The following is an 11834-nucleotide window of genomic DNA, read 5'->3' as shown; positions in this document are numbered from 1 at the left end:
TTTTTGATCCATATCTCTTTGGAGATTGTCGATTTTCTGATCCACATCTCTTTGGAGACTGTCAAATTTTTGATTAACATCTCTTTGGAGAGAGTCAATTTTCTGATTAACATCTCTTTGGAGACTGTCGATTTTACTCTCGATCCTTGTCAGGACAGATTCGAGAGAATAGGTAACGGTTTCGCTAGTTTGTGTCATAGTTAAAACCCTCTGGTCGATATAGCCAAATATAATTAGGTTATGCTGAAACAGTTTTTCGTGGGGGTGGGGTGTCGGGTGTGGGGTTTTAGCCATTTTCAGGTGGTCAATTGCCTAATTTTCAGGGAAAAAGTCCCGGAATTTTCCCCTCTGATCACTCCAATGGCTGGCACTTTTTGATGGCAAAAAAGCCTAAAGATATTATCCAACAAAGTTTTTAGATTTATTCAGCCAGCCCTAATTATTCCCCTATTGCCTATTGCTAGGAGCCAAGGACGATTTTTTGCTGCCGGAAAATTTTCAATTGTGGCCAGAGATCGATCGTGGTAATTTAAGAAAGCGATCGGGGAACTCTAACAGGGAAGATCCCGACCCTAGCCAGGGAGTGCCTGTTTAACCGTCTGTCCTATGTACAAGTCTATTACTGTTTTAACGCTGCTGACGGGAATTATCGCCGTTGATGTGGTTTTTGCTCAATCCACTGTTAATCTTCCCATCACAGTTAAACGGGGAGAATCCTACGAAGGATTATTGACTAGAGCATCGCAATTAGCAGAGAAAACTATCATCAGTCGTTTTAATCAACAACAGGGTATTAATAAAATTGATTTATTAATAACGGCCGAAAAATCAGGGGCGATCGCACCTCTCCTCTCGGTGAAGGTATCCCGTCAAGATTGGTTTGGCCATCCCAATATTCAACGCTGGGCTAATGTTTTTCCCTTTGGCAAAGATCTCCTCGGTTTTAGCTCTCCCGCACCCGTCGTCACCCCGAACAATCCCCCCGCTGCCGTTAATCCCAGTCCATCTCCAGCACCATCTCCCACCGCTACCACTCCTCCTCCTCCCCCTGCTTTACCCTTCGAGGACGAGCCGAATAATGCTCCCCCAATCCCCATTCCTAACCAAAGATTAACCACTCCAGCTAATCGTTAATCGATAGGAAAAGGAGGGGCTTTCGGCAGATATATTGACTTTTAAGTGGCAAAACGGGGCTGAAACCAGTCTAGGGGAAAAATATCATCTTCTTGGGCGGTTTCTGTCCAACCGGTGACGCTCTCAAAACAAGTCCCCGTCAAGTTAGCACCCCTCAAGTCCGCTCCCTGTAGATTTACCTCTTGTAAACGCGCTCCCGCTAGATTAGCACCCGCTAAATTGGCCCCGCGTAAATCACTACCCGTCAGACGTGCCTCGCTAAAATTAGCCCTTTCTAAATTGGCCCCCTGAAAGTCCACCTCTTTAAGAAAAGAGCCGCTAAAATTGGCTTCCCTAGCGGAAATCTGACGACATTTAGCCCCACTTAACCGCGCTTCCTGCAAATTAGCCCAATTGAGATTGACTTTATCTAGGGTTGCCTCCCGGAGATTAACTAAGTATAAATTCGCCCCGCATAAATTCGCCCCGCATAAATTCGCCCCCCGGAGATTAGCATGGGAAAGATCCGCCCCACTTAATCGCGAGTTACGCAGGTTTGCCTGTACCATAAAGGCCCCGGTGAGATTGGCTTTGGTTAAGTCCGCTTCCACTAATTGCGCTTGACTTAATTTGGCATAGGTTAAATTCGCCCAATTCAAACTCGCTCCCCGCAGATTTGATTTAGTCAGAAAAGAGCGACTCAAATTAGTTCCGCACAAATTGGCCGCAGCAAAATTGACAGCGATTAGAGTCACTTGTTGTAGATCTAGACTCATCAAGTCAATGGCTAAAAAATCCCGCTCTCCTTGTTCGTAGAGTCTTAGTAACTGATTAACTTTCATCTCCCTTCTTCTACTTTAAGATGGTGGTTAAGAAGTAATCAACAAAAGCACCCAAAAACTTCGTCTGATAACTAACTCAGCTTTTAGATGAGTTAGTTATCAGACTCTCTTTTGAGTTTATGTAAAGTTTTTTATCGATTTTTTAAGAGAAGATAACCCGAACAGCAAGTTAATTTTAATCATAGTTAAATAGCTTGGCTAAAACAGTTTGACTGGTTTTTCCAATTCTACCCCAGTCCATCGGGTAATCAGTATCTGAAACTACTCTTGTTAAAAAACTTATCTATTGTTCAAACTCGATTATATTTAACCCAGCCAATTCTCCGTATTTTATCCGATAAGAGCGGTGGAGCCGAGACGACTTTCAGGGTATTTTTACCCAAATCAATAGAGACGTTGCTAGGCAACGTCTCTACAAAAGTGGTATTTAATCAAGCTACTCAGAAACAGACAGAGGGGAAACCTTTTGGGCTTGAGCGAGATAGTACCATCCCGACGGGACAAATACCAGTGCGCTTAGGGTAGTTCCCATCACCCCGATGGAAATACAGAGAGCGAGGGGTTCCCAAAAAGCGCCGCCGTAGAGAAATAATGGCACAAATCCCGTCACCGTGGTTAAGGTAGTGGTGAGAATGTGACGGGTGGAAGCAATGACCACTTCCCGGATTGCCTTTCGTTGGCGTTGAAGATGGGGGGGTAAAGCTTGTAAAGCCGCTACCACGACAATAGAATCATTAACGGAAACCCCAACTAAGCCGATAGTGCCTAAAATCGACATGAATCCTAGGGGATATTCAAATAACCAGAGGGAAAATAAGGCTAGTCCAATCGAACTAATACCGACGACAGTAACTAGAGCAGCAAGACGGAAGGAGTTAAAAGAAAGAACAAGGGTTGATAGCATTAGAATCGTCAAGACTCCCACACTAGCAATTAGATTAGCCACAGCCGTATCTCTTTCTTCTTCCTCTCCGCCAAATTCGAGCCGATACCCTGGCGGAAGGGAAAATTTGCCCGATTCTAAGTTTTGGCGAAATTCGTCTAAAACCGTTGCAGCGATCGCATCAGCTTGAACATAGGCCTTCACCGTATTAATTCGCTTGCCATTTCGTCGAGGAATCGTGGCTAATTCGGGGAGAAAATCAAATTCTGCCACGGAGGAAAGGGAAATATTCGCCCGTTCAGCAGTGGCGGAATTACCGAGAATATTTAAAGAGGCAATTTGTGGCAGTTGCTCGCGATCGCGATTACCGACTCGGACTCGTACGGGTAATTCTTCCGTTGCTTCTAAAATCGAGCCACCCACAGAACCTTCTAAAAGGTTATCCAATTGACTTGCGATCGCCGCATTATCCAAACCAATCAGTCGAGCTTTTTCTTCATTAATTTTTAAGGCTAATTTAGCTTGAATTTCACTTAAATCAGCAACAGAATAGGTTATTTCGGGTATTTTTGCCAGTTCTTCCCGTAAGGACTCGCCAATTTTCCTTAACATCTCCAATTCTGAGCCATAAACCCTAATTTCGATCGGAGCGCCCACCGGTGGACCCTGTTCTAGGGGGCTGACTAATACCCTAGCCATCGGTAGAGCTTGACTTAATTGTTTTTGTAAGGTTTCGATCAATTGGGGATCATCAGAAACTTGCCGAAGTTGAATCAATGCTTGGGCAAAATTAGGAGAGTCTTTGACGCCATCGGAGAGATTATAGTAGAAGGGGGGAGCATTACGCCCTAAAAACCAGTGAACTTCTGCAATTTCTCGATGATCTAGCAGTATTTTTTCAGCTTGAGCCACTTTTACCTGAGTTAGTTCTAGGGTTGTGGTGGGGGCCAGTTCGATTTCTAGGGTTAACTGATCTCGTTCTGCCGGCGGAAAGAATTCTTCCGGGAGAGTGCCGGCGACAACAAAGCCAGCAATTGGAATAATCAAGCCAATAACCAGACCTAATACGGGAAAATAGAGAATTAACTTCAAAATTTGGCGATACAACCCCGTTAGGAGCGGTAAATTAATTCCCGTATCCCACCAATGGGTTTTTGTCTGGTGCGATCGATGAGTCAGTTGATATAAACGTAAACTGAGAATAGGAATAATCGTTAGGGACAAAATTAGAGAACTAACCAAGGCTAAGATCACTGTTTGGGCGATAGTACGCACGAATTCGCCGGTGCCTCCTTGCAAAAGAGCGATCGGCATAAAAGACAAAATCGTGGTTAGGGTAGAAGCTAAGAGGGGAATCCCTAACTGTTTAACGGTTTCAGCAACAATATGTTCGTGAGCTATTCCGGTCCGTAGTCCTTTTTGCAGTTCATCGACAATCACAATAGCGTTATCGATCAAAAGTCCCAAAGCAATAACAATTCCTGTCACCGACATTTGATGTAGGGGAATTTGCCAGAGATTCATACCAGCAAAGACCATCAGGATCGATAAGGGCAAGGATAGACTTACCACCAAGGCGGACTGCCATCCCATCATCACAAAAGCTGTCCCCATGACACAGAGTAGCCCTAGGATTATGTTGCTGAATAATCCATCGATTCGGTTAGCCACATAACGATTTTGGGCAAAAATTATCTTGAGGCTCACACCTTGGGGGAGAGAGGGTCGAAACAGATCTAACTTGGCCTGGGCTGCCGTTGTCCATTCATCTATGCGTTGCCCCGATTCCATCATAGCGGCCACCACAATAGCCGGTTTACCGTTAATAATAGTTAGTTCTGGCGGCGGTTCTTGAATTCCCCTGGTAACTAGGGCGATATCTCCTAAACGGGTAAATTGTCCCTCATTACTGTAACGAATCGGAATTGCTCGAATCCGAGAGAGTGATTCTAAACTGGTATCGACTTCCAATAATAAATTATTGCGATTGCTGCGAAGTTGTCCGGCGGCGACCTTGGCATCACTGGTTTGAATTTGTTGGGCAACTTCGACGGCAGTTAGGCCTAGGGAGGATAATTTCACCGGATCAATTTCGACTAAAATTTCCTCGGCCGGAACCCCGACTAATTCGACCCTTTCGGTTCCCCAAAGGGCTTCTAATTCATCGAACAGTTCTTGGCCAAGTCGGCGTAAAATAGCGTAATTAGGAGCGGTATCTAGATCCCAAAGGATGGCAGTCAATAAACTAAAGGCTTTACTATATCCTTCTTCGTATAAGGGTCTTTGGGCTTCTGGGGGTAGTTCCGGGATGACATCGGTAATCCGATCGCGAATGCGTGACCAGACGGGATCCACATCAGTGACTTCATCTTTAAGTTGAATATTGACCGTGGAACTCCCTAATTCTGAGGAGGACTCAATCAGGTTAATTTCTTTGATGCTAGAGAGAGATTGTTCAATTTTTTCGGTCACTAGGGATTCGACCCGATAAGGACTGGCACCGGGTAAATTGGTGGTAATGGTGGCACCTCGATTAATTGTTTCGGGATCTTCCATGCGCGGCAAAATTTGAAAGGAAGACAATCCCCAGACAATAATCAGAATTAAGGTCAGAATTAGTAATCTAGGTTTACGTTCAAACAAGTTATTCATTGGAGATTATTAGGGATAATAAAGCTGATTAATGACCGCTGACTACCAAATTTCCACCATTTGCCCGGGTACGATGCGGTGAACCCCTTCGACGATCACTCGATCACCGGAGGTTAAAGTCCCGCGCACCAATAAGCGATCGCCTTGAATCGCTAGAACTTCTAAATCTTGGCGTTTGACGGTAAATTGTCGAGGATTATCGGGATTAGCTGCTCCTAGAACATAGGAAGACCATAATCCTCTCGTGCCTTGTACTAAAGCTTCTGTGGGCAACCAATAGCCCGATTGTGGAACTGATTGAGATAATTCTAGGCTGACCACTTGCCCCGGAATCAGGCCTTGAGTCTGATTTAAACTTAAAATAACCGTGGCGGTACGGGTAGTCGGATCAACTTGGGGTAAGGTTGCAGTGACTTGTCCTGTTACTATTTTGTCACCAATTTTTAAACGATGTTTACTCCCAATTGGTAAGTTTTCGGACTGGTCAATGGGAACCCCTATACGCGCTTCCAGTTTATTACTTTCCACTAAACGAACGATCGGATTACTTGCAGAAACAACAGTGCCAATATTGACGTGAAGGAGGGCAATAGTGCCATCGTAGGGTGCTTGAAGTTGGCTTTTCTCAATCTCTAAGTTAATATTCTTCAGTTGGGCATCAAATTGGTCAATAACGGCTTTTTGCAGAGAAATCAATTCGGGACGAGTACCGGCCTTGAGTTCATCTAATTCACTTTGGGCTTGATCAATTCTCGCTTGTTGGGCATTAACATCGGTTTGCACTTCTTCGAGTTGTTCTCTAGTAATTGCCCCTTCTTGATACAATCCTAGCCGTCTTTGGTATTTAGATTCGGCTAAAGCTAATTGTTCCCTGAGATCTCGGACTTTTGCTTGGGCTGCGGCGATACTTTCTTTCCTGGAACCAGCTTGTAATTCTTGCAGTTTAGCCGTAGCTTGCGCTCGCTGGGCGATGAGTTCTTGTTTTTGTGCTTCTAAATTGCCTGTATCTAGAGTAGCAATTAAAGTACCTCGGCGTACCTCTTGACCCTCTTGAACCAATAAACTAATTAATTGTCCCGAACGCTCAAATCCTAGTTCACTTGTCCGTTTAGCCACAATATTACCCGTATAACGGCGCGGTTCTTGATGATGGGTGACAGGAGTTAAAGTTAAGGTTCGCACCGGTAAGGCTGCCGTCTTGCTCTTATCGATTGCTAACGAAGCGCTTTCTTCTGCGGTGGTGGATTCAGAGGTGTCTTCTAAGAGGACATTACGCAGGGTAGGATAGGCAAAAACCGAGGTGGCTGCTAGGATACCAGTAATAATTAATCGCCAGGGCAATCGCCGTTTTTTGATGGCAGTTTCTTGATGTTTGGTGACGGGATTGGGGGAATTCATAATCTAGTTCCAAATGAATAGGGTTTAGTCAAGAGTAATAACAGACTAGCGAGGAAAGAACTATTTTTTTATGGCATAAGACCGGAGGACAAAAGCCGCTGCTAGGGATAATATACCGGCGGACAAAAAGGCAATTTGTACCCCCCAGGGGTTATCAGGAGTTTTCCCGAAAGAAAGGATTAATCCTGTTAGAAAAGACCCCGCACCTTGGCTAAATTGAATTAGAAGACCCCTGGTTCCAAAAAATATTGCTTCTCGGCCCATTCCTTGTTGCTCCGCATCTTGATCGATAATGTCCGATAACATGGCATTCGGCAGACTAAAAAAGCTGGCTAGGGCTAAATTAGCGATGATCGAAAGGATTAACCAAGGAATTAAAGAATCTTGCCACCAAAAGCGACCACAGGCCATAGCAATCATACCAAGGCCAACCCAGATTAAAGAACCTTGAAAAACCAGTTTTTTGCCATATTTTTGCGCTAAGGGTAAAACTAGGGTAAATCCAGCCAAGGCACTACCGACGATAATAGTATTAATCACGGCGGCAAAACTTACCTCTCGTTTGAGGAGAGCAATTACTAAAAAAGTCGGAATCACCGAGATAATACTAATCACCATCCACGCCAAAATCATGGTGATCATATAGATACAAAAAGTCCGATTAGTAAAAGCCGCCGTTAAGGTGGTTTTAAAGCTAGGATATTTGCCCTTAGAAGGAGTATATTCTTCTTTTTCTAGCAAGGGCATGGCTAGAGTAATTACCCCAATAAGACTAATAGCAATCCCCATGCCCTGAAAGCCATAGCTATCAGTTAACCAAGGGGCAATAATCCCACCAATGGTGGCACCAACTAAACCAAAAATTCCGATTTGAGTTGATAATTTAACCCTTCCTTCTGGGCTTTTAGCGAGAGTGGGCAACCAGGCTAAATAGGGAACATGGTAGGATGCCATACCCACATAAAACACCCAAAGCATGGTGACTAAATAAATGAAGTAAGTGGTTTGATTTAAGTTATTAGGGGGATTAAATAACAGGATAAAACCACCAATTAAAGGGAGTAAACTGACCAGTATAAATGGTCTTCTTTTGCCCCAAGGACTCCAAAAGCGATCGGAAAAATAACCGATCACTGGCTGCACAAAAGCCCCAGCAATACGGCTAATCATTATCGCTATCCCCACTAAAGCAGAGGGCAATAAAATGGATAAGTTATAGTCATTAGGAATGCCAGGGTCGTAGCGATAGATTAGCATGGTTAGAAGGGCATTATTAACGATAAAGTTACCAAACCAACCAGTGATATAAGGAAGATAATCTATTCGGAGATGTTGCCATTTCCTAGAAGTGCTAGAAGTCATTAGAATTGGGGGATAGATGGGCAGTTAGCAGTAGATTGTTAGACTTATTTAAAGAAATTCGTAGCGACCGGGTGAGAGAATGTGATTGGGATCCAAGCTGTCTTTAATTTTCTGGATTAAGCAACTATAATCGTCTTTGGCTAGGGGTAAACTATTCATAGAGTGGGTACTAAGACGGTAGGGATAATAGCCTTTATTGATCAATTCTGCCAACATTTCATCGTGACAATTTAAGGCTTTTTGGTCTTCTCCTTCTAGCAATCGATCATAAAAAATGGCAGCATTGATGTTGATATTGCGCTCGGTAATACAGTTAATGCCGATATTAGGTTCATAACCATATTTTTGAGCGATGCTGCTGATAATATTGAGAGCATTTCTGAGATGATTTCCCAGAAAAGGAACGGCGGGAACACACCAAATCATGCCACAGGCATCCAGATCTAAATTCAACTTATCAGTGGGAGGCGTTTTTTTGCGCCAATAGGCCATTTTCAGCACTTTTTCGGTAATCATTCCTCGTTGGGGATTTTTGTGATAAATTAAATCCACCTTGTCCTTAATTTCCACACCGGTAAATACTTTAAAAATGGGACTCATTTTGCTGGCCATTTTGAACTTATTTTCATCAAAAAACATAAGTTTATTGACAATTCCTTTCAAGGCTTTTTCAATTAGTTTTCTTTCGACTTTTCCTTGTTCTGGTGAAGCCGAATATAAAGCTCCTTCTCCTATCCAAACACCGCCGCCCCATTGATGACTTAATTGTTCTAACAAATCGGGGGGTAAAGGGGTTTTTTCTTGGCATTCTTGCCAGGGATATTGTTGTTGAATGGACAACATTCGGTAGTTATTATTAATGTGGAAGGTCGTTTTAATTACCCCTGCCATTTTCAGTTGACGTAGTTTATCGATCAATAACTCTAATTTATTTTCTTGATCGATGCTATAGAAAAAAGCCTGAAAATATTCAGGATAGGGGGTTAACCAAAAAGTCATTTTGGTGACGATTCCTAGGTTAGATTGGGTAAAAATTCCATCAAAATAGGGACCGACTCCCCAACGATTGACCGCCCCTATTTGGGAATTTTCAAAGCGATTAAATCCCGTATGAACACATTCACCGGTGGGCAAAACTACTTCCATTCCACAGACATGATTAAAGCGATCGCCCAAAATTCCTTTGGCTTCACCTCGTTCGAGAACATTGCCAATAATACTAGAATCAGGAGTCGAACCAGTGACACTCATTAATAATTTATTGCCATTTTTTTGCAAAAAATCGTAGAGTTGTCGCTGAGTAACACCCGCTTCAATAGTTACATAAGCTAGGGTTTCATTGTAATCCAAAATCTGATTTAATCGACTCAAATCCATTAAAACCGAACCGGTGCGGCTAGGAACTCGCGAACCATAACCCCAATTTTTACCTGTACTAATAGGATAGACAGGGGTTTGATAGCGATTAGCAATTTTTAGAGATTCTTGGACTTCTTGACGATTACCCGGGCGAATAATTGCCGGGATTTTAGCATGGGTTTCGTAGGTAGCGGTCTCGGCTTCTAGGCGTTTTTTGTTATCGGTGCTGACATATTCGGAGCCTAATAAATTTTCCCATTCTTGTAGAGCGTCAGTTAAATTGTCGCTAATAATATTTTCGGAAACAATTAGAGAGTCCATGGTATTTTCTTTCTCCTTTAAATTCAGGTATGAGGGGTAATTAAAGGGCCCTAGGGAACCGGCCCTGCTATCCGTGGCAATTAACTTTTAAGCGGTTGCTGTTTGCGAGAGAAAATTGCGTTAAAACTAGGAATAAAACGGGGAGTATTGGCGAAAACTGCTTGATAATTGGTGTCTTGACTCAAAGCTTCTTCTTCAGCCGGAATGCGTTGGATTAATAACCAAGCATTCAGGAGACTAAAGACTATAGATGTCAGATAAGCGGTATGAAACAGGGGAACCACCGCTAATTCCGTGATCATGGCGCACCAGTTAGGATGACGGATATATTGATAAATGCCATTGTCGATCACGGGTGTCTGGGGAACCGTGACCACCTTATGAATCCAGCGATCGCCTAAAGCTTCAATGGAGGCATAGCGGAGCTTTTGAGCTAAAAAGGTAGTAATTAGCGAAAATAAAGCCAATGCTGGAATAAAAGGTCTGTTGAGCAGATAAACTTCCCCGATCATGCAAAGCATCCAGCTAGATTGGAAAATCTTGACGAATCCCACATAATTAGAACTATGCAGTTTGCCACCTTCCGCTAAGACTTTGGCCATATTCTGTTTACTCAGACGAGTAACGCGCACTCGTTGGACAATAATGTAACTAATCAGGGCAATGAAAACTATTTGGCTTAACATCCTTAAATATCCTTAGAATTGAACTAAAATGGCTTCTTGAGCAAATCCAGGCCCCATGGAAATTATTAATCCGTAGGAACCCGTGGGAGGATGGGGACGGGAGAGGGTTTCATCGAGAATGCAGAGGATAGTAGCAGAGGCAATATTGCCAATTTCTGCCAAAATATCCCAACTAACCTGTAAAACATCCGGTTCTAACTGGAATTCTTCAACTATTGCATCGAGAATCTTTGGACCCCCCGGATGCACCATCCAACAGACAATTTCGTCGAGGGAAACTCCTGTTTTTTCCAGTAAAGATGTCACCGCTTTTCTCACCCCACCCTTGACGTAATCAGAGACTTCTGGGCGAAGAATTTGGCGAAAACCGTAGTCTGTTAAAGGTAATGCCATTAAATGCTCTGTGTGGGGCATTAACAGCGATTGAGTGCCGATAATCTTCAGTTTTGCTTTACCTTGCTTGACTAAGGGATGTTCATCTCCCGCTAAGAGAACAGTGCCGACTCCATCGCCAAATAAAGCCGCTACCACAAGGGTCATAATGATATTGCTATATTGAGACTGATCTTCGGGTAATTGTCCCAATAATTCCGTTAAATCGCTATGAATTGACCCTTGCCAAAGGCCAGAGGAGGGATCGGTGGTAAACAAGATCGCTGCTTCGGTGGGATGTCCTTGCAGATAATCGTTTACTCTGGCTAATCCTTGGGCACCCCCCAAACAGCCGACACCTGATAACGCTTGCCGCTTGATATCGAGGGAAAAATCTAGACGATTGAGGAGTAAACTTTCTAGGGAAGGAACGGAAGGAAGAACAGTAACGGAGGTAACTAGGGAGATTTCTTTAGGAGAAAGAGCGGCTTTTTTCAGCAAATTAGTTACTGTCGATGTTACTAAATCCATAGTTAGATCGACCATTTGACGAAAGGGTTGGGCGATTCCGGGAGGATTATCGGCATCGAATTCATCTAGGGGAATGGTGAAGTATCGCCCTTGAATTTTGACATTACTGAAAAAACGATGAATTTGTTCTAAATCAAAAAAGGTTTGTTCCTGGAAGTCGAGATGATTTCTGAGGCAATAATCTTGAAGAAGATTAGCACAATGATTTCTGATATTGACTTCTAGAACCTCTTGGGGATAGTAATGTTCTGGAAAACCGGTAGCTGTCTCAATAATGTAGGGCATTGGAGTTAAGATAGAGGGATTTCAGGGGGT

At 43.4% G+C, this 11834-nt stretch carries 8 protein-coding genes and 1 pseudogene; 1 reads left to right on the top strand and 8 read right to left on the bottom strand.

What is annotated here, in order from left to right; translation table 11 throughout:
* Positions 1-198, bottom strand: a pseudogene (locus tag BGL89_RS16480) (shikimate 5-dehydrogenase); the annotation flags it as partial.
* 408 nt (positions 199-606) lie between these two features.
* Here BGL89_RS16480 and BGL89_RS16475 point away from each other — a divergent pair.
* Complete coding sequence (locus BGL89_RS16475) at positions 607-1134, top strand: hypothetical protein (protein ID WP_286826624.1); 528 nt, start codon at positions 607-609, stop codon at positions 1132-1134.
* Between the two features lie 41 nt (positions 1135-1175).
* On the opposite strand, the gene BGL89_RS16470 is transcribed toward BGL89_RS16475, so the two are convergent.
* The 7 genes from BGL89_RS16470 to BGL89_RS16440 all read right to left on the bottom strand — a co-directional run bounded on the left by BGL89_RS16470 (position 1176) and on the right by BGL89_RS16440 (position 11804).
* Positions 1176-1955, bottom strand: coding sequence for a pentapeptide repeat-containing protein (locus tag BGL89_RS16470; RefSeq protein ID WP_286826623.1), 780 nt, complete (start codon positions 1953-1955; stop codon positions 1176-1178).
* Between the two features lie 436 nt (positions 1956-2391).
* Positions 2392-5490, bottom strand: coding sequence for an efflux RND transporter permease subunit (locus BGL89_RS16465; RefSeq protein ID WP_024970089.1), 3099 nt, complete (start codon positions 5488-5490; stop codon positions 2392-2394).
* 42 nt (positions 5491-5532) lie between these two features.
* On the bottom strand, positions 5533-6888 hold the full coding sequence (locus BGL89_RS16460) for an efflux RND transporter periplasmic adaptor subunit (protein WP_286826622.1): 1356 nt from the start codon (positions 6886-6888) through the stop codon (positions 5533-5535).
* A 60-nt stretch (positions 6889-6948) separates the two neighbouring features.
* A complete protein-coding gene (locus BGL89_RS16455; protein ID WP_286826621.1) occupies positions 6949-8250 on the bottom strand; it encodes an MFS transporter in 1302 nt (433 codons plus the stop codon).
* A gap of 48 nt (positions 8251-8298) precedes the next feature.
* Positions 8299-9930 carry an FAD-binding oxidoreductase gene (locus BGL89_RS16450; RefSeq protein ID WP_286826620.1) on the bottom strand — a complete coding sequence of 544 codons (1632 nt, stop codon included), beginning with the start codon at positions 9928-9930 and terminating at the stop codon, positions 8299-8301.
* 80 nt (positions 9931-10010) lie between these two features.
* Entirely contained in the window at positions 10011-10616 is a 606-nt protein-coding gene (locus BGL89_RS16445) for an isoprenylcysteine carboxyl methyltransferase family protein (protein WP_286826619.1), read from the bottom strand.
* 12 nt (positions 10617-10628) lie between these two features.
* Positions 10629-11804 carry a type III polyketide synthase gene (locus BGL89_RS16440; protein ID WP_286826618.1) on the bottom strand — a complete coding sequence of 392 codons (1176 nt, stop codon included), beginning with the start codon at positions 11802-11804 and terminating at the stop codon, positions 10629-10631.
* Between the last annotated feature and the right edge of the window lie 30 nt (positions 11805-11834).

This window comes from Microcystis sp. LSC13-02 (genome assembly GCA_002282935.1).
Classification (GTDB): Bacteria; Cyanobacteriota; Cyanobacteriia; order Cyanobacteriales; family Microcystaceae; genus Microcystis.
This window is presented reverse-complemented; position numbering and strand designations above follow the sequence as displayed.

Excerpts from the sequence above, each read along its gene's own strand:
- BGL89_RS16470 (WP_286826623.1), bottom strand. The coding sequence starts at position 1,955 with ATGAAAGTTAATCAGTTACTAAGACTCTACGAACAAGGAGAGCGGGAT.
- BGL89_RS16455 (WP_286826621.1), bottom strand. The coding sequence starts at position 8,250 with ATGACTTCTAGCACTTCTAGGAAATGGCAACATCTCCGAATAGATTAT.
- BGL89_RS16460 (WP_286826622.1), bottom strand. The coding sequence starts at position 6,888 with ATGAATTCCCCCAATCCCGTCACCAAACATCAAGAAACTGCCATCAAA.
- BGL89_RS16465 (WP_024970089.1), bottom strand. The coding sequence starts at position 5,490 with ATGAATAACTTGTTTGAACGTAAACCTAGATTACTAATTCTGACCTTA.
- BGL89_RS16450 (WP_286826620.1), bottom strand. The coding sequence starts at position 9,930 with ATGGACTCTCTAATTGTTTCCGAAAATATTATTAGCGACAATTTAACT.
- BGL89_RS16475 (WP_286826624.1), top strand. The coding sequence starts at position 607 with ATGTACAAGTCTATTACTGTTTTAACGCTGCTGACGGGAATTATCGCC.
- BGL89_RS16445 (WP_286826619.1), bottom strand. The coding sequence starts at position 10,616 with ATGTTAAGCCAAATAGTTTTCATTGCCCTGATTAGTTACATTATTGTC.
- BGL89_RS16440 (WP_286826618.1), bottom strand. The coding sequence starts at position 11,804 with ATGCCCTACATTATTGAGACAGCTACCGGTTTTCCAGAACATTACTAT.